This window comes from Streptomyces sp. NPDC033216 (genome assembly GCF_055577115.1).
This window is the reverse complement of the sequence record NZ_JBVIQK010000001.1, coordinates 212316-228869: the sequence shown is the minus strand read 5'-3', so window position 1 is coordinate 228869 and position 16554 is coordinate 212316. Positions and strand designations below refer to the sequence as shown.

Sequence of the window (16554 nt, the reverse complement as noted above, 5' to 3'; positions counted from 1 at the left end):
TGTGCATGGGGACGATGTCCCCCGTTCGTTCTCCAGTACTTGCACCGCCCCCATCGTGTACCTAGGGGCCGAAAACGTCATCTCTACCCCGAGGTAACCGGCACCCGTTCGAGTCTCGTACCCTTGGAGGGTTCTCAAATACGCAAACGGGGCAGATAGGTGTGGTGCACGTCACCTTCCGTCCGGATCGCGTGCCTGGAGTTGCGGCGACACCGCCAGGATCGTCACCGTTTCGGCGGTCCGAACCGCCGGGTACTTGCGCGATCCGCCCCGCCCGTGTGGACTACGGCCAATGCTTCGCGCACGCGCGTGGCTGAGTTATTTCCGAAACATGATCAGGAGGCAACCCGTGAGCGCGACCGCGGACCACGCGGAGGAGCGGACGAGCCCTGCCGTCAGGCTGGGGTTCCAGCCCGAGCAGGTGGTCCAGGAGATCGGCTACGACGACGACGTCGATCAGGAGCTCCGCGAGTCCATCGAGGAAGTCATCGGCAGCGACCTGGTGGACGAGGACTACGACGACGTTGCCGACGCCGTGGTGCTCTGGTTCCGCGACGATGACGGCGACCTGACGGATGCGCTGGTGGACGCCACCACGTACATCGAAGAAGGCGGCTCGATCCTCCTCCTGACGCCGAAGACCGGCCGGACGGGGTACGTGGAACCGAGTGACATCTCTGAAGCCGCGACGACGGCGGGTCTGTCGGCCAGCAAGAGCGTCAGCGTGGGCAAGGACTGGAGTGGCAGCCGGCTGGTGACGCCCAAGGCCGCCAAGTCCAAGAAGTGACCTCGTTCCCGTAGCGACCTCGTCGAGGTAGCGGAGAACCGCGAAAAACCCCTCTCGACGCCCGTGGACGGGCCGATCCCGCATCGGCCCGTCCACAGGTGCGTCGTGGCCGCTGCGTAGGGTGGTTCCCGGCGTTCCGGGGATGCTCTCACCCGAATGCCGCAACCGGCTCCGGCGAAGCCCCAGGAAAGGGTTCCACGACGATGGCGATCAAGGTCGGCGACAAGGCCCCCGACTTCGAGCTGAAGGACAACCACGGCCGCACCGTGAGGCTGTCCGACTTCCGCGGCAGCAAGAACGTCGTCCTGCTCTTCTACCCCTTCGCCTTCACCGGTGTGTGCACCGGCGAACTGTGCGAGGTGCGTGACAACCTGCCGAAGTTCTCCGACCGCGACACCCAGGTGCTCGCCGTCTCCAACGACTCCATCCACACCCTTCGGGTCTTCGCCGAGCAGGAAGGCCTGGACTACCCGCTGCTGAGCGACTTCTGGCCGCACGGTGAGGTCTCCCGCGCCTACGACGTCTTCGCCGAGGACAAGGGGTGCGCGGTGCGCGGCACCTTCGTCATCGACAAGGAGGGCGTCGTGCGCTGGACCGTCGTCAACGCGCTGCCGGACGCCCGCGACCTCGGTGAGTACGTCTCGGCACTCGACGCGCTGTGATCCCGGCCGTTCCCGGCCGAGCCCTTTGCGATGCCGGGCCGTGGCCGACATCCGGTGATTCTTCGGCTCCACGGCCTGCGGGGGGCGGGAACCCCTCACTAGGATCGAATCGTTGATCCGATATCCGACGCACGACGGGGCTCCCCGCCCCCGGACACCAATGGAGGACTCGTGGGAGTCAGCCTCAGCAAGGGCGGCAACGTTTCGCTGACCAAGGAGGCCCCGGGCCTGACCGCGGTCATCGTCGGTCTGGGGTGGGACGTGCGCACCACGACCGGCACCGACTTCGACCTGGACGCCAGCGCGCTGCTGCTGAACAGCTCGGGCAAGGTCGCCAGCGACGCCAACTTCGTCTTCTTCAACAACCTCAAGAGCTCCGACGGCTCCGTCGAGCACACCGGCGACAACATCACCGGTGAGGGCGAGGGCGACGACGAGCAGATCAAGGTCGACCTCGCGGCCGTACCGGCCGACGTCGAGAAGATCGTCTTCCCGGTCTCGATCTACGACGCCGAGAACCGCCAGCAGTCCTTCGGCCAGGTGCGCAACGCGTTCATCCGCGTCGTGAACCAGGCCGGCGAGGCGGAGATCGCCCGGTACGACCTCAGCGAGGACGCCTCGACGGAGACCGCCATGGTCTTCGGCGAGCTGTACCGGCACGGCGCGGAGTGGAAGTTCCGCGCCATCGGCCAGGGCTACGCCTCGGGCCTGCGCGGCATCGCGCAGGACTTCGGGGTCAACGTCTGAGCCGACCCCTGTGAGACGCCGTCGTCCATGACATGACGGCATCGTCCGGCGCCGCACCGTTCACGGGCGGCGCCGGACGTGCAGGAACCGAAGAAGCACGGCCTAGGGGAGGACCAGCACATGGGCGTCACGCTCGCCAAGGGAGGCAACGTCTCCCTTTCCAAGGTCGCGCCGAACCTCACTCAGGTGATGGTCGGTCTCGGCTGGGACGCGCGCTCCACCACCGGAGCCCCCTTCGACCTGGACGCCAGCGCACTGCTGTGCACCGGCGGACGGGTCATGGGTGACGAGTGGTTCGTCTTCTACAACCAGCTCACGAGCCCCGACGGCTCGGTCGAGCACACCGGGGACAACATCACCGGTGAGGGCGACGGCGACGACGAGTCGATCATCGTCGACCTCGGCACGGTGCCCGCCCAGTGCGACAAGATCGTCTTCCCCGTCTCCATCCACATGGCCGACGAGCGCGGCCAGACCTTCGGACAGGTCAGCAACGCGTTCATCCGGGTCGTCAACCAGGCCGACGGCCAGGAACTCGCGCGGTACGACCTCAGCGAGGACGCCTCCACCGAAACGGCCATGATCTTCGGCGAGCTGTACCGCTACCAGGGCGAGTGGAAGTTCCGTGCGGTGGGTCAGGGGTACGCGTCAGGTCTACGGGGCATCGCTCTAGACTTCGGAGTCAACGTTTCGTAAAGCCGCGTACAGCGCGGGGGAAACCCTCCCCCAGGCTTCGCTTGGGGGGACCGGGGCCCAGAGACAGGATTGGGTAGCCAGTGGTTCTGAAAACCTTCGGGTGGTCGTTCGCGGTCACCGCGCTCGGCCTCGTCGCAGCGGTGCTCTACGGGGGGTGGACCGCTTTCGGTATCGTGGCGATCCTGTCCATCCTCGAGATCTCGCTGTCCTTCGACAACGCAGTCGTCAACGCCGGAATCCTGAAGAAGATGAACGCCTTCTGGCAGCGCATCTTCCTGACGGTCGGCATTCTGATCGCCGTCTTCGGCATGCGGCTGGTCTTCCCCGTCGTGATCGTCGCGATCAGTGCCCAGCTCGGGCCGGTCGAGGCCGTCGACCTCGCCCTCACCGACAAGGACCGCTACCAGGAACTGGTCACCGACGCGCACCCCGCGATCGCGGCCTTCGGTGGCATGTTCCTGCTGATGATCTTCCTGGACTTCATCTTCGAGGACCGGGACATCAAGTGGCTCGGCTGGCTGGAACGCCCGTTGGCCAAGCTGGGCAAGGTCGACATGCTGTCGGTCTGCATCGCGCTGATCGTCCTGCTGATCAGCTCCCTGACCGTCGCCACCCACGCCCACCTGCACGCCGGGCACGCGGACAAGGCCGAGACCGTCCTGCTCTCCGGCATCGGGGGCCTGATCACGTACATGGTGGTCGGCGGCCTCTCCGGCTACTTCGAGGGCAAACTCGAGGAAGAGGAGGAACGCGAGCACGAGCAGGAGGAAGAGGCCCGGCGCACCGGCAAGAAGAAGTCCCCGGTCCTCCTGGCCGGCCAGGCGGCCTTCTTCATGTTCCTCTACCTCGAGGTCCTGGACGCGTCCTTCTCCTTCGACGGTGTGATCGGCGCCTTCGCCGTCACCAACGACATCGTGCTGATGGCCCTCGGCCTCGGCATCGGCGCCATGTACGTCCGGTCGCTCACCGTCTACCTGGTCCGCCAGGGCACCCTCGACGACTACGTCTACCTGGAGCACGGCGCGCACTACGCGATCGGCGCCCTCGCGGTGATCCTGCTCGTCACCATCCAGTACGAGATCCACGAGGTCATCACCGGCATGGTCGGTGTCGTCCTGATCGCCTGGTCCTTCTGGTCCTCCGTGCGCCGCAACCGGGCGCTGGCGGCGGCAGAGGGCGACGCGGGCTCGGACGAGAAGACCGAGGTCTCGTCCGGAGTGTGATCAGCTTCCGGATGAGGAACGCTCTGAGCGGGGCGGCCGTCGAGGACGATTCCTCCACGGCCGCCCCGCCGGTCGTTTCCGGGGGACTGTGCGGTCAGGCGTTTTTCGGGCGTAGGACTTGGGGGCGGTAATGGGCTTCTTCGACGGACTCCGGCCAGGCAGGGCCGCCGACTTCGACTCGGGCAGTGCGGCGAGCAACGCGATAGAGCTGACCAAACGGCACAGCCAGGTCTCGCTCACCAAGCAGGCCGCCGCCACCGGGCACCTGCGCGTCAACCTGACCTGGCGGATGCGCACCTCCGACTTCGGCGGCTCCTCGCGGCAGAGCCTGCTGCGCCACCCCCTCAAGGCGCTGCGCCCGCCGGAGGTCATAGGACACAGCCAGAGCATGGTCAACGTCGACCTCGACCTGGGCTGCCTGTACGAGCTGGCCGACGGGACGAAGGGGGTCGTCCAGCCGCTGGGCGGCCTGCTCGGCGAGATCAACGCGGCGCCGTACGTGAAGTTGAGCGGTGACGACCGGTTCGGGTCGGCGTCCGGCGAGACGCTCTACGTCAACCTGGACCAGCGCGACGCCATCAAGCGGCTGCTGGTGTTCGTCTACATCTACGATCAGACGCCGGCCTTCGACCGCACGCACGCGATCGTCACGCTCTACCCCAGCAACGGACCGCGCATCGAGGTGGGACTCGACGAGCGGCACCCCCAGGCCCGCTCGTGCGCGGTGGTGATGATCGAGAACGTGAAGGGGGAGCTGCTCGTCCGGCGCGAGGTGAAATTCGTGTACGGCTTCCAGGCCGAACTGGACCGGTTGTACGGGTGGGGGTTGCAGTGGGGGCGGGGCTACAAGACCAAGGCGGAGCGCTGACTTCCCGCGGCCCCGGCCGTGGCCCCGGCTCTGGCAGCGCCCTCGCCGCCCTCACCGTCCGATGAACTGCGGTCCCTGCGGCGGCATGCGGAACTCGCCGGCGGGGGCCGCCGCCCCGGCCGGCTGGGCGTCCGGATACCCGTAGCCGTACGTCGGCAGGGACGCCGGATAGCCGTAGGCCGCGGGCTGCCGCGGGACGGCCGTCGTGGGTTCCTCCGGCGGCAGCGGCTGGGAGAGGCTGGGCGTGGAGCCGGGGTCGGCGCCGGCGGCGGCCTCCTCCGACTCGTCGACGGAGATGCCGAAGTCCGTGGCGAGGCCCTTGAGGCCGTTGGAGTAGCCCTCGCCGAGCGCCCGGAACTTCCAGCCCTGTCCGCGGCGGTACAGTTCGCCGCAGATCAGCGCGGTTTCCTCGCCGGTCTCCGGACGGATGTCGAAGGTGGCCAACGGCTCGCCCTCGGCGGCCGCCGCGTCGTACAGCAGGATGCTGAGGGCGCGCACGCGGTCGAAGGTGACGCCGTCCGCCGAAGCGACCAGGAGGATCTGGCTGACGTCGGCCTCGACACCGGCCAGATCTGTCTGGATGGTGTCGGTGAGGCCCTCGGCGCTCCGCTTCTTGCCGAGCCGCCAGACCTTCCCGGAGGGGTGCCGGGGCTGGTTGTAGAAGACGAAGTCCTCGTCGGATCGCACACGACCCTCGGGGCCGAGGAGCAGCGCGGAGGCGTCGACGTCCGGGACCCCCTGCCCGGGTGACCAGCGCAGCACGGCCCGCACCGTGGTGACCTTCAGCGGGACGTTCGACCCCTTCAGCATCGCGTGCGTCATGCGCTCATCCTGCCCTCTCGGTTCTGCTCACGACAATGCGGGTACACGGCAACGGGCGGTCCGGACGGTCCCGTGGGTGACGTCGACGGACCGTGCCGGGATCGTGTCGCTCTGCGTTACCTGAAGTTCATGACCGGTGGGAACCCGTGACACGGGTCTCTACGTACTATTACCGGCCACCTCTTTGCCGAATTCACCCGCTCGACTTGCACCATGGGGGAGATATATGCGTCATTTCGGGCACCTCGCCCCTGAGGTTCGGCAGCGCCTGTTCCACCGGGAGCCGTGTGCGTTCGACGCGGACTCGCCGGCCCGGACACTGTCCGCCGCCCTCGGGGCCACGCTCTACAGCCCCGCCACCCGGCCCCGGCTGGCGGAGGACATCCTGAAGCAGACCGGGCGTGGGGTGGTGTCCATGGTTCTGTGCCTGGAGGATTCCATCGGCGACGAGGACGTGGAGCAGGGGGAGGAGAACCTCGTCCGCCAGTTCACCGACCTGGCCGCCCGTCCCGACCTGGAGCCGCCGCTGCTGTTCATCCGCATCCGCACCCCCGAGCAGATCCCGGACCTGGTCCGGCGCCTGGGCCCGGCCGTGCGGCTGCTCAGCGGGTTCGTCTTCCCGAAGTTCACCGAGGAGCGCGGCATCCCCTTCCTGGAGGCCTTGGCCGACGCCGAGCTGGCCGGCGGGCGACGGCTGTTCGGCATGCCCGTCCTGGAGACGCCCGAGCTGATGTACCGCGAGTCACGGGTGGACGCCCTGGAGGGCATCGCCCGCGCCGTCGAGAAGTACCGCAGCCGCGTCCTCGCCCTGCGCCTCGGTGTCACCGACTTCTGCTCGTCGTACGGTCTGCGCCGGGCACCCGACATGACCGCCTACGACGTCCAGATCGTCGCCTCCGTGATCGCCGACGTGGTGAACATGCTGGGGCGGGCCGACGGCACCGGGTTCACGGTGACCGGGCCCGTCTGGGAGTACTTCCGGGTCCCCGAGCGCATGTTCAAGCCGATGCTGCGGCACAGCCCCTTCCTGGAGGGACAGGCCGTCGAGCTGCGTGAGAAACTGATCGAACACGCGATGGACGGACTGCTGCGCGAGATCTCCCTCGACCACGCCAACGGCCTGCTCGGCAAGACCTGCATCCACCCCTCGCACGTACCGGCCGTGCACGCCCTGTCCGTGGTCAGCCACGAGGAGTACAGCGACGCGGCGGACATTCTGCGGCCGGAGCGCGGCGGCGGGGGCGTGATGAGGTCGGCGTACACGAACAAGATGAACGAGGTGAAGCCGCACCGGGCCTGGGCCGAGCGGACCATGGTGCGCGCCGAGGTCTTCGGCGTCGCGCGCGAGGACGTCAGCTTCGTCGACCTGCTCGCCGCGGGCATCCCCGGCTGAACCACCGCACCACCCTCCTCACGACATAGGGACGCATGAACAACGCAGTGAACAACGGGGTCTGGTCCGGGAGCTGGGTCGCCGAGCGGCTCGGCGTCCAGCTCGTGGGCGACGACGCGCTGACCGACCTGCTCGGGCTGGCCCTGCGCCGCAACCCCAAGCGGGCCCACCTGCTCGTCTCCCACGTGCTGGGCAAGCACGTGCCGCAGTCGCCGTCCGTGGTCTACGGCCACGGCTTCGCCCTGGGCCGCCGGGTGGGCGAGCTGCTCGGTGAGGAGGCCGCCGAGGCCGTCGTCCTCGGGTACGCGGAGACGGCCACCGGCCTCGGCCACTCCGTCGCCGACGGCGTCGGTTCGGCGCCCTACCTGCACTCCACCCGGCGCCCCGTCCCCGGCGTCGTCCCGGCGGGCGGTTTCGAGGAGTCGCACTCCCACGCCACCTCCCACCTGCTGCTGCCGGAGGACCCGGCGCTGCTGGTCGGGGACGGCCCGCTGGTCCTCGTCGACGACGAGTTCTCCACCGGCAACACCGTCCTCAACACCATCCGTGAGCTGCACGAGCGCTACCCGCGCCGCCGCTACGTCGTCGTCGCCCTGGTCGACATGCGATCCCCCGCCGACGCGCGGCGCCTGGAGGCCTTCGCCCGCGAGATCGACGCCAGGGTGGACCTCGTGACGGCGGCCTCGGGCACGGTCCGGCTCCCCGAGGGGGTGCTGGAGAAGGGCCGGGAGCTGGTGGCGAGATACGAACCGGACCCCCAGGAGGCGCCTTGCGGTGACTCCCGCGGCTCCGCCGCCGAGGCACGGTCGGCCGCCCCCACCGGCCCGCGCCCGGACGACGACCTCACCCGGCCGGGCGTCACTCGCGTCGACCTCCGCTGGCCCCGTGGCCTCCCCGACGGCGGCCGCCACGGCTTCACCCCCCGGCACCGCGTCCGGCTGGAAGGTGCCCTGCCCGCGATGGCGGCGCGGCTTGCCGATGCCCTGCCGGCGGAGGCAGAGCGTGTGCACGTCCTCGGCTTCGAGGAGCTGATGTACGCGCCGCTGCGGCTGGCCCGTGAGCTGGAGCGGGTCGCGGCCGCCGAGGTGCGTTTCTCCACCACCACCCGCTCACCCGTGCTCGCGGTCGACGACCCGGGCTACGCGATACGCAGCCGGATCGTCTTCCCCGCCCACGACGATCCGGCCGACGGCCCCGGCGAGCGCTACGCCTACAACGTCGCGGGTGCGGGCTTCGACGCTGTGGCCGTCGTGGTCGACTCCGCCGCCGACACCCCCGCGCTGCACGCCCCCGGCGGCCTCCTGGACCGGCTCGCCGCGCACACCCCGCACGTCGTCCTCGCGGTCGTGCCCTCGTACGTCCCCGAGCCGCTGTACGTACCCGAAAGGCCCGCCATGCTGCCCGACCCCCTCCGTGGTCCCGCCTTCTCCTCGTACGCGCCCGAAGAGGTCGGCTGGCTGCTCCAGGACCTCTCGGAGGTGACGCTGGAGGCGCCGACCGAGGAGCGCGAGGAGGCCATCCAGAGCGGCGGCGCCCACTACGCGGAGTCGCTGCCGGTGGAGTTCCAGCCCAGCGAGCAGTACCAGGAGCTGTTCCACGCGGCGCTGGAGACGAACGCGGCGCGGCTGGCGCAGGCGGTCGGCGCGGTGACGGAACTGGTGATCGCCGAGCGGTCCCCGCGGCCGGTGCTCGTCTCCCTGGCCCGCGCCGGCACCCCGATCGGGGTGCTGATGCGCCGCTGGGCCCAGCACCGGCACGGCCTGGAGCTGCCGCACTACGCGGTGTCGATCGTCCGGGGCCGGGGCATCGACGCCAACGCGCTGCGCTGGCTGGCCGAGCACCACGACCCGGCGGACGTCGTCTTCGTCGACGGCTGGACCGGCAAGGGCGCGATCAGCCGCGAACTGGTCGCGGCGGTGGAGGAGTTCGAGGCGGCCGGCGGTGCGGCCGGCTTCGACCCGGAGATCGCGGTGCTCGCTGACCCGGGTTCCTGCGTGCGGACGTACGGCACACGGGAGGACTTCCTGATTCCCTCCGCCTGCCTCAACTCCACCGTGTCGGGCCTGATATCGCGGACCGTGCTGCGCGCCGACCTGGTCGGGCCGGACGACTTCCACGGGGCGAAGTTCTACCGCGAGCTGGCCGGCGCGGACGTCTCCGGTGCCTTCCTGGACGCCGTCTCGGCCCGCTTCCCCGAGGTCGCGGACGCCGTGGACGCGGCGGTGAAGGAGCTGCTGGCCGCCGACCGGGCGCCGACCTGGGAGGGCTGGGCGGCGGTGGAGCGCATCAGCGAGCAGTACGGCATCCACGACGTGAACCTGGTCAAGCCGGGCGTCGGCGAGACCACTCGGGTGCTGCTGCGGCGGGTGCCGTGGAAGATCCTGGCGCGGGCCGGGGCGGGCGCCGACCTGGACCACGTCCGGCTGCTCGCCGGGCAGCGAGGGGTACCGGTGGAGGAGGTCGGCGACCTGCCGTACACCTGCGTGGGACTGATCCACCCGCGGTACACGCGCGGCGCGACCGGCGCCGACGGCAAGGCGGTGACCTCCTGATGCCGGTGCTCGTGGCGAGCGACCTCGACCGCACGCTCATCTACTCCGCGGCGGCCCTCGCGCTGACCATGCCGGACGCGCGGGCGCCCCGGCTGCTGTGCGTGGAGGTGCACGAGAGCCGTCCGCTGTCGTACCTGACGGAGACGGCGGCGCAGCTGCTGACGGATCTCGGGGACGCGGCGGTGTTCGTGCCGACGACGACCCGGACCCGCAAGCAGTACCAGCGCATCAATCTGCCGGGTCCGCCGCCGAAGTACGCGATCTGCGCGAACGGCGGGCATCTGCTGGTGGACGGGGTGTCCGACCCGGAGTGGCAGGCCGTGGTGACCGCGCGGCTGGCCGACGAGTGCGCGCCGCTCGCGGAGGTGCAGGCGCACCTCGCGGCCTTCGCCGACCCGCTCTGGCTGCGCAAGGAGCGCATCGCCGAGGAACTGTTCGCCTATCTGGTGGTGGAGCGCGAGCTGCTGCCCGAGGAGTGGGTGAAGGAGCTGGCGGTCTGGGCGGAGAACCGCGGCTGGACGGTGTCGCTCCAGGGCCGCAAGATCTACGCCGTGCCGAAGCCGCTGACCAAGAGCGCGGCCGTGCGCGAGGTGGCCCGGCGCACCGGCGCCGAGCTGACGCTGGCGGCCGGTGACTCCCTGCTCGACGCCGATCTGCTGCTGGTGTCGGACCGGGGCTGGCGCCCCGGTCACGGTGAGCTGGCCGACGCGGCCTGGACGGCACCGCAGGTCACGGCGCTGCCCGAGCGTGGTGTGCTGGCGGGGGAGCGGATCCTGCGGGAGTTCCTGAAGGGCGTGCGCGACAGGTAGGCGTCAGCCGCAGCAGCCGCCGCCGCAGCAGCCGCCCCCGCCGCCCGCCCTGGGTGCGGGGGCGGAGACCGTGCCGCCCACCGCTACTGTTGACAGAAGCTTGACCGTGTCGTCGTGACCGGCGGGGCAGTCGGCGGGCGCGGCGGACTCCGCCATGGGACGGCTGAGTTCGAAGGTGTCGCCGCAGGTCCGGCAGCGGTACTCGTAGCGAGGCATGCGGACAGATTAATCCCTCTATGGGGGGAAGCGGTGCCCCCTGTTTCGATGGTGTTCGCTTCTGTCAATTTCTTATGTGGAGAACTTGCGAAGGGCGCTGGTAATTTGAGGGCGCCGCGATGAACCGCGAGGTTGGGGGATTCAGGGTTTGCTGCCGCTGCGGCGGCAACCATGTCAGACCCTCGTACGTCTGTACGTCTGCCTACGCGAGCAATACCGAGTGCGGAGGGAGACATCGTGACTCAGGTGGGGCAGGGGGAGGAGCCCCAGGAGCCGGCCGACGCCACCATGCAGCTGAAGGTTCCCGCTTCTTTCAAGGCGGACGAGACCATGCAGCTGCGGGTGCCACCGGAGGGCATACCCGGCAGTAGGGATGAACCGGAAATATCCCATACGTCGGACAAGTCCGGTGAATCCTCCGTAGCCGGAGACCGGCGGAAGGGCAGGAAAGCCCCCCGCCCCCCTCTGCGCTCCCGGCTCACCGCCGCCGTCGGCCGCCGCCTGGCACCCCTCGTCGCCCTGCTCGCCCCGTACGTCGCGCGCCTCACGGCCTTCCTCGCCCCGTACGCACGCCGCATGCGCCCGCAGTACCCGCGGCCGGGCCGGACCGGCTGGCGCCGCTGGGTACCCTCCTGGCGGCAGTCGCTCGGAGGCTTCCTCGCCTCCCTCGGCCTGAGCACCCTCTTCCTGGCCGTCGCCTACGCCGCCACCGACGTCCCGGACAACCTCAACAGCTACGCCACCCAACAGGACAACGTGTACTTCTGGGCCGACGGGACGCCCATGGCCCGCACCGGCTGGGTCCAGCGGCAGGCGATGCCGCTGAAGGACATCCCCGAGGACGTCCGCTGGGCGGTCCTCGCCGCCGAGAACGAGAGCTTCTACAGCGACCCCGGCATCTCGCTCAAGGGCATCAGCCGCGCCCTGTTCCGCACCCTCGGCCAGGGCGACACCCAGGGCGGCTCCACGATCACCCAGCAGTACGTCAAGAACGTCTACCTGAACCAGAGCCAGACGGTCCGGCGCAAGTTCACCGAAGCGATGATCGCCCTCAAGCTCGACAACCAGATGAGCAAGGACGACATCCTGGAGGGCTACCTCAACACCAGCTGGTTCGGCCGCGGCACCTACGGCATCCAGCGCGCCGCCCAGGCCTACTACGGCAAGGACGTCAGCGAGCTGAACGCCAGCGAGGCCGCCTTCCTCGCCGCCCTCCTCAAGGGCGCCGGGCTGTACGACCCCACGCTGAGCAGCGCCAACCGCGCCCGCGCCGTGGAACGCTGGACGTGGACCCTGGACCGGATGGTGGCCATCGGCAAACTGTCCAAGGCCGAGCGGGCCACGTACACGAAGCTCCCCGAGCCGCTCAAAAGCAATCCGTTGTACGACACCGGTGAGCAGAGCGACTACCTGGTGGAACTCGCCTCCCAGTACGCCAAGAAGGCCGCGAAGATCGACGAGAAGGACTTCGACCTGGGCGGCTACCAGATCTACACGACCTTCGAGAAGGACCGTGAGGCCCAGCTCACCGACGCCGTCACCAAGGCCCGCGACAAGGCCCTGAAGGACGACCCGAAGAACGCGAAGAACGCCCACTACGGCGCCGCCTCGGTGGCCGCCGACGGACGCATCCTCGCCGTCTACGGCGGCCCCGACCACCGTACGCAGGGCTACAACGAGTCCAACGCCACCACCGTCCCGGCCGGCTCCGCCTTCATGCCGTTCGTCTACGCGGCCGGCCTGGAGCACGGCGTCCACAAGACGCGGGACGGCGAGGCGACACCGGTCACCGGGGAGTCCGTCTACGACGGCGACGACGACGTGCCGGTGACCACGCCCGAAGGGCCTTACTGGGACCGCAGCGGCAAGAAGGTCGCCGCCAGCAACGACGACGACAAGTCCTACGGAAAGATCTCCCTGCACCAGGCGCTCGCCAGGTCGGTGAACACGCCGTTCATGCAGCTCGGCATGGACACCGGCCTGGACAAGGTGCGCTCCACCGCCGAGGCGGCCGGACTGCTCCCCTCCAGCCTCGGGGCACAGGTGCCCGCGCTGTCACAGGGCAGCTCCACGCCCAGCGCCATCCGCATGGCCAGCGGATACTCCACCTTCGCCGCGGAAGGCAAGCACACCGAGCCGTACTCCGTGCGGCAGATCACCCACAACGGCACCAAGGTCCCGCTGGCCCTTCCCAGGCCGACGCGCGCGATCGGCGCCGACACCGCCGCGGAGGTCACCTCCGCGCTCACCGACGCCTTCCGCACCGCCCACCCCGGCGCGGCACCCGAGGGCGCCCGGGTGGCGGGGAAGGCCGGGACCACCCAGGACGACAAGGCCGCCTGGTACGTCGGCACGGACAAGGCCGTCTCCACGGCGGTCGTCCTCTACCGCATCGACCTGGCGGAGAGTCTCGAACCGCTGCCTCTGAAGGGCATCGACGGCACCGGGGACGACAGCGTCCCCTACGGCATCTGGTCCAGAGCCATGAGCCCGCTCGGCTGACCCCAGGCCGCACCGCAGTCCCCGAACCCCTCGAGAATGAGCCGCACATGACGCCACCGTCGGGCCGCCGCCGCAAGGCCCGGGCAACGAACCGCCCCGCCGCCGCCCATCCGGGTTTCCTGACCCTGGCGGCCTTCCTCGTCGTCGCCTCGCTGGTGGCGGGCTATCTGGTGCTGAGCCGCACGGACAACACCGCGCCCACCGCCTCCGCGGGCAAGGACGGCAAGGCGGCGGCGTCGGCGGGTGAGGAGCCGGAGTGGGACGGCAAGACCAAGGTCCTCGGGGACGGCTCCACCTCGTACACCGGCCCGCAGAAGGGCGGCCTCAAGCCCGTACCGCTCAAGCCGGGTGAGAAACCGCCCCAGTTCGTCGTCTTCTCCTGGGACGGCGCCCTGGCCGGCGACGACGGGCTGTTCTCCCACTACCGGGAGATGGCGCGGGAGTACAACGCGCACATGACCTTCTTCCTCACGGGCATCTACCTGCTGCCCAAGAGCAAGGCCGACCTCTACAGCCCGCCGCAGCACCCCAAGGGGTCGGCGGCGATCAGCTTCCCCACCGACGAGCACGTCCGCACCACGCTGGAGGACCTCGGCAAGGCCTGGGAGGAGGGCAACGAGATCGGCACCCACTTCAACGGCCACTTCTGCGGCGCCAAGGGCGGCGGCGACTGGAGCGTCGAGGAGTGGAAGAGCGAGATCGACCAGTTCTTCGCCTTCGGCGAGAAGTGGAAGACGAACACCGGCTACACCGACATGGACCCGCTGCCCTTCGACTTCAAGAAGGCGGTCGTCGGCGGCCGAGCCCCCTGCCTGGAGGGCCAGGCCAACCTGCTGAAGGCCGCCAAGAGCTACGGCTGGCGCTACGACGCCAGCTCGGCCGGCGACTTCCAGATCTGGCCCACGAAGAAGAACGGCATCTGGGACTTCCCGCTCCAGATGCTCCCGTACGAGGGCGGCAAGTACCAGGGCCTGTCCATGGACTTCAACTTCCTCTACAACCAGTCGGAGGGCGAGACCGAGGGCGACCCGGCCAAGTACCCGCAGTGGCAGCAGGAGACCGTCGACGCCTACATGTCCGGATTCAACCGCGTGTACTTCGGCAGCCGGGCCCCGCTGTTCATCGGCAACCACTTCGAGGAGTGGAACGGCGGCATCTACATGAAGGCCGTCGACGAGGTCATCAAGACCGTGTGTGTGAAGAAGGACGTCAAGTGCGTGTCCTTCAAGGAGCTGGCGGACTGGATGGACGTACAGAAGCCCGCCACGCTGGAGCGGCTGCGCACCCTGGACCCGGCTCAGTCGCCGGACTGGTCGGCCGTCGTTCAGTGACCGGTCGACACGGGATGGGTTGTGCAGTGACGGTCCGGTAACTCCGGGGCCCGTAGGGCCGCCCCTCCTCCCCTGGGGCACGCGCGGCATGCAAAGATGCGCTACCCCGGCATCCAGCCGCCGGGGCAAGAGGGGAAACATCAGTGAAGTCAAGGAAATTGAGCCGTACGCGGCGTCGCGCCGCGATACTCGGGGCTGCCGCCACCTCCGTCGTCGCAGGAGTGGCCCTGCTGCCCAACTGGAGCGCCGGCGCGGCGGTCGTCGACGACCCCAAGGTGGACGCCGGCACCAAGGCCACCTTCCAGCGCCTTGCCGACGCGGTGTTCACCGACCGCACCGAAGCCCTGGTCGACGGCAAGCAGGACAACCGCGGGAAGCCGTTGACCGACGGCTTCTCCGGTGACGTGAAGCTGTCGTCGAAGCAGAACCGGACCGAGGACGCCACCCTGTCCTCGCTGGGCCAGCGCAAGGAGCGACTCGCCCAGCTCGGCGAGAAGTACAGCAAGGGCAGCACCACCGTCACCCTGGACGCCACGAACGTGAAGGGCCGCAAGGCCAAGGTCGCGGTCACCGAGACCACGACCCTGACCTACGAGAAGGTCCGCGGCGACGAGCCGAAGGCCACCGGGTTCCAGGCCCACCACGAGCTGACGTTCACCGCCGACCGCCACGGCGACTGGCAGCTGACCGGCATCCGCGACACCGACGAGGGCCTCGCGGTGAACCAGACGGCCAAGCCGTCCGTCGCGCCCATGGTGGCCACCACCACCAGCACCACGCCGTCGGCCCCCAAGGCGTCGACCTCGTACCCCGGACCGGCGAAGGCGAAGAACTTCACCGCCAGCGGCCTCGACTACAAGGCCATGGCCGCGTACGCCAAGCAGTACTGGTCCTCCTACAACCCCGCCTACCCGAACTTCAACGGGCACGGCGCGGGCGGCGACTGCACCAACTTCGTCAGCCAGGCCCTGAAGGCGGGCGGCTGGAAGCACGTCCCCGGCTACGTGTACGACTACACCAGGTGGTTCGGCAACGCCGACATCCAGTCCGACTCCTTCGTCGGCGTCAACGAGTGGTCCTGGTTCGCCCAGAACTCCAAGCGCACCACCAGCCTCGCCAACGTCTACCAGCTGGACGTCGGCGATGTCCTCCAGGTCGACTTCGACAAGAACGGCTCCAAGGACCACACCATGATCGTCACGTCCCGCAGCCGGGGCGTGCCGTACGTGACGTACCACTCCACCAACACCTACAGCAGGTCGGTGGCGAGCATCATCGCGTCGTACCCGAACGCCGCGTACTACGCCTACCGCACCTGACGGGCCGGGAGCCGGTCAGGGCCCCGGCGGGCCCTGACCCGGCCGGGACTTCTCGGGGGAGGTCCCCGCGCGTTCCGCCGGGAACCGCTCCCGCAGCTCTCGCTGGTGGTCCCGTTCCTCCGCGAGTTCGGGGTGACGGGCCCGCCAGTACGGGTTGTCGTGCGGCAGGGCCGATCCGACCCTGCCGTACATCCCGAACACCAGCAGCAGGATGCCGATCACGAAGCTGAGCATGCAGTTCTGGATCTTGAACGCCAGGAAGTTGTAGTCCGTCTCCAGCAGGCCCATGTTCAGGAAGCCGCTGGCCACGAACAGCACACCGAGGGTCATGTTCAGCGTGGAGGCGAAGTTCCCGCCGATCACCATGCCGACGAGGAGCAGCAGGCCGACGGCGACCGACAGCCAGCTGAGCGCGCCGTTGGTGTTCAGGCCCCAGACGGTGTCGCCGCCGGTGTCGAAGAAGCCGATCCGGTCGATGATGCCGAAGATCCCGAAGATCAGCAGCCCGAGGCCCATCAGGCCGGCGCCGATCCGGTAGACCCTGTTCAGACGGTGATCGACGGGCAGGTGGTCGTCCAGCCTGATCCGCCGCCGAGTCCCCGAGTGCATGATGTGGGTGGCCATCCT

General features: G+C 69.3%; 15 protein-coding genes. 12 read left to right on the top strand and 3 right to left on the bottom strand.

From position 1 onward, the window contains the following. Positions 1 to 349 precede the first annotated feature (349 nt). The 6 genes from ACZ5Y0_RS01030 to ACZ5Y0_RS01005 all read left to right on the top strand — a co-directional run bounded on the left by ACZ5Y0_RS01030 (position 350) and on the right by ACZ5Y0_RS01005 (position 4983). Positions 350 to 787, top strand: coding sequence for a DUF3052 domain-containing protein (locus tag ACZ5Y0_RS01030; protein ID WP_057583034.1), 438 nt, complete (start codon positions 350 to 352; stop codon positions 785 to 787). A gap of 203 nt (positions 788 to 990) precedes the next feature. Beyond that, a complete protein-coding gene (locus ACZ5Y0_RS01025; RefSeq protein WP_469126530.1) occupies positions 991 to 1449 on the top strand; it encodes a peroxiredoxin in 459 nt (152 codons plus the stop codon). A gap of 171 nt (positions 1450 to 1620) precedes the next feature. Next, positions 1621 to 2196, top strand: a complete 576-nt coding sequence (locus ACZ5Y0_RS01020; RefSeq protein ID WP_469126529.1) for a calcium homeostasis/redox stress adaptation protein — start codon at positions 1621 to 1623, stop codon at positions 2194 to 2196. Positions 2197 to 2316: 120 nt separating this feature from the next. Next, a complete protein-coding gene (locus ACZ5Y0_RS01015) occupies positions 2317 to 2892 on the top strand; it encodes a TerD family protein (protein ID WP_469126528.1) in 576 nt (191 codons plus the stop codon). 80 nt (positions 2893 to 2972) lie between these two features. After that, complete coding sequence (locus tag ACZ5Y0_RS01010; protein WP_469126527.1) at positions 2973 to 4115, top strand: DUF475 domain-containing protein; 1143 nt, start codon at positions 2973 to 2975, stop codon at positions 4113 to 4115. Positions 4116 to 4245: 130 nt separating this feature from the next. Beyond that, entirely contained in the window at positions 4246 to 4983 is a 738-nt protein-coding gene (locus ACZ5Y0_RS01005) for a TerD family protein (RefSeq protein WP_469126526.1), read from the top strand. A gap of 51 nt (positions 4984 to 5034) precedes the next feature. Here the strand turns inward: ACZ5Y0_RS01005 and ACZ5Y0_RS01000 are convergent, their stop codons facing one another. Then, positions 5035 to 5805: a TerD family protein gene (locus tag ACZ5Y0_RS01000; RefSeq protein WP_469126525.1), complete on the bottom strand. Its 771-nt coding sequence runs from the start codon at positions 5803 to 5805 to the stop codon at positions 5035 to 5037. A gap of 226 nt (positions 5806 to 6031) precedes the next feature. Here ACZ5Y0_RS01000 and ACZ5Y0_RS00995 point away from each other — a divergent pair, with 226 nt between their 5' ends. From ACZ5Y0_RS00995 to ACZ5Y0_RS00985, 3 genes are read left to right on the top strand one after another with little or no spacing between them, the layout of a single operon-like run. Next, positions 6032 to 7198 (top strand): HpcH/HpaI aldolase/citrate lyase family protein, encoded by a 1167-nt coding sequence (locus ACZ5Y0_RS00995; protein ID WP_469126524.1) that lies wholly within the window; start codon positions 6032 to 6034, stop codon positions 7196 to 7198. Between the two features lie 35 nt (positions 7199 to 7233). After that, positions 7234 to 9750, top strand: coding sequence for a phosphoribosyltransferase (locus tag ACZ5Y0_RS00990; RefSeq protein ID WP_469126523.1), 2517 nt, complete (start codon positions 7234 to 7236; stop codon positions 9748 to 9750). Continuing rightward, the gene (locus ACZ5Y0_RS00985; RefSeq protein ID WP_469126522.1) at positions 9750 to 10559 is read left to right on the top strand and encodes an HAD family hydrolase; all 810 of its coding nucleotides are present in this window, start codon (positions 9750 to 9752) and stop codon (positions 10557 to 10559) included. The genes ACZ5Y0_RS00990 and ACZ5Y0_RS00985 overlap by 1 nt, the downstream gene beginning before the upstream one ends. Before the next feature lie 3 nt (positions 10560 to 10562). Here ACZ5Y0_RS00985 and ACZ5Y0_RS00980 read toward each other — a convergent pair whose 3' ends face one another. Then, on the bottom strand, positions 10563 to 10775 hold the full coding sequence (locus ACZ5Y0_RS00980) for an FmdB family zinc ribbon protein (RefSeq protein WP_401469053.1): 213 nt from the start codon (positions 10773 to 10775) through the stop codon (positions 10563 to 10565). Between the two features lie 288 nt (positions 10776 to 11063). Between ACZ5Y0_RS00980 and ACZ5Y0_RS00975 the strand changes: the two genes are divergently transcribed. From ACZ5Y0_RS00975 to ACZ5Y0_RS00965, 3 genes are all read left to right on the top strand, one after another. Then, the gene (locus ACZ5Y0_RS00975; RefSeq protein ID WP_469126946.1) at positions 11064 to 13277 is read left to right on the top strand and encodes a transglycosylase domain-containing protein; all 2214 of its coding nucleotides are present in this window, start codon (positions 11064 to 11066) and stop codon (positions 13275 to 13277) included. Between the two features lie 47 nt (positions 13278 to 13324). After that, positions 13325 to 14608, top strand: coding sequence for a polysaccharide deacetylase family protein (locus ACZ5Y0_RS00970; RefSeq protein ID WP_469126521.1), 1284 nt, complete (start codon positions 13325 to 13327; stop codon positions 14606 to 14608). Positions 14609 to 14766: 158 nt separating this feature from the next. After that, on the top strand, positions 14767 to 15927 hold the full coding sequence (locus tag ACZ5Y0_RS00965) for an amidase domain-containing protein (protein WP_469126520.1): 1161 nt from the start codon (positions 14767 to 14769) through the stop codon (positions 15925 to 15927). 15 nt (positions 15928 to 15942) lie between these two features. Here ACZ5Y0_RS00965 and ACZ5Y0_RS00960 read toward each other — a convergent pair whose 3' ends face one another. Further along, positions 15943 to 16551, bottom strand: a complete 609-nt coding sequence (locus ACZ5Y0_RS00960; RefSeq protein ID WP_469126519.1) for a DUF4383 domain-containing protein — start codon at positions 16549 to 16551, stop codon at positions 15943 to 15945. Between the last annotated feature and the right edge of the window lie 3 nt (positions 16552 to 16554).

Excerpts from the sequence above, each read along its gene's own strand:
- ACZ5Y0_RS01025 (WP_469126530.1), top strand. The coding sequence starts at position 991 with ATGGCGATCAAGGTCGGCGACAAGGCCCCCGACTTCGAGCTGAAGGAC.
- ACZ5Y0_RS01015 (WP_469126528.1), top strand. The coding sequence starts at position 2,317 with ATGGGCGTCACGCTCGCCAAGGGAGGCAACGTCTCCCTTTCCAAGGTC.
- ACZ5Y0_RS01005 (WP_469126526.1), top strand. The coding sequence starts at position 4,246 with ATGGGCTTCTTCGACGGACTCCGGCCAGGCAGGGCCGCCGACTTCGAC.
- ACZ5Y0_RS01000 (WP_469126525.1), bottom strand. The coding sequence starts at position 5,805 with ATGACGCACGCGATGCTGAAGGGGTCGAACGTCCCGCTGAAGGTCACC.
- ACZ5Y0_RS00995 (WP_469126524.1), top strand. The coding sequence starts at position 6,032 with ATGCGTCATTTCGGGCACCTCGCCCCTGAGGTTCGGCAGCGCCTGTTC.
- ACZ5Y0_RS00990 (WP_469126523.1), top strand. The coding sequence starts at position 7,234 with ATGAACAACGCAGTGAACAACGGGGTCTGGTCCGGGAGCTGGGTCGCC.
- ACZ5Y0_RS00985 (WP_469126522.1), top strand. The coding sequence starts at position 9,750 with ATGCCGGTGCTCGTGGCGAGCGACCTCGACCGCACGCTCATCTACTCC.
- ACZ5Y0_RS00980 (WP_401469053.1), bottom strand. The coding sequence starts at position 10,775 with ATGCCTCGCTACGAGTACCGCTGCCGGACCTGCGGCGACACCTTCGAA.
- ACZ5Y0_RS00975 (WP_469126946.1), top strand. The coding sequence starts at position 11,064 with ATGCAGCTGAAGGTTCCCGCTTCTTTCAAGGCGGACGAGACCATGCAG.
- ACZ5Y0_RS00970 (WP_469126521.1), top strand. The coding sequence starts at position 13,325 with ATGACGCCACCGTCGGGCCGCCGCCGCAAGGCCCGGGCAACGAACCGC.
- ACZ5Y0_RS00960 (WP_469126519.1), bottom strand. The coding sequence starts at position 16,551 with ATGGCCACCCACATCATGCACTCGGGGACTCGGCGGCGGATCAGGCTG.